The sequence below is a fragment of the Nocardia sp. SYP-A9097 genome, assembly GCF_009649815.1.
In the GTDB taxonomy this organism is placed as follows: domain Bacteria; phylum Actinomycetota; class Actinomycetes; order Mycobacteriales; family Mycobacteriaceae; genus Nocardia.
In genome coordinates this window covers 1-527 of sequence record NZ_WJIC01000104.1, presented here as the reverse complement: position 1 = coordinate 527, position 527 = coordinate 1, and the positions used below count along the sequence as shown (strand labels likewise).

Annotated in this window: 2 rRNA genes; both read left to right on the top strand. The window is 53.7% G+C overall.

Annotated elements, in window-relative coordinates:
• Positions 1-109, top strand: a 16S ribosomal RNA gene (locus GFY24_RS40940); the annotation flags it as partial.
• A 334-nt stretch (positions 110-443) separates the two neighbouring features.
• Positions 444-527: ribosomal RNA gene (locus tag GFY24_RS40935) — 23S ribosomal RNA — on the top strand; the annotation flags it as partial.

Below are 527 nucleotides of genomic sequence, written 5' to 3'. Positions count from 1 at the left end.
CCGCTGGCCTAACCCGTAAGGGAGGGAGGCGTCGAAGGTGGGATTGGCGATTGGGACGAAGTCGTAACAAGGTAGCCGTACCGGAAGGTGCGGCTGGATCACCTCCTTTCTAAGGAGCACATCTCCACGACTCTTCACACAGGTGAATGACGTTGTGGCAGAGACCGTTTAGTCCTCACATGTAGGACTGCGGACGCTCATGGGTGGAACACTGACAACCTCATCGCACTCGGCAGAAGCTCAGTCTTCTTCCGCGGTGATATATCGACACACTATTGGGTCCTGAAAGAACAGACGATGTCTGAGCTTTCTAGGAAATCAACAAACGACAGGATTACGGTCCGCGTCATACCGCGGGAAACATTGTTTCTCGGCTGGTGCGCAGTAGTGATCGGATCTTGTGTGTTGTTTGAGAACTGCACAGTGGACGCGAGCATCTTTGTTAGTAAGTGTGTAAGAGCGTACGGTGGATGCCTTGGCACCAGGAGCCGATGAAGGACGTAGTAGGCTGCGATAAGCCTCGGGGA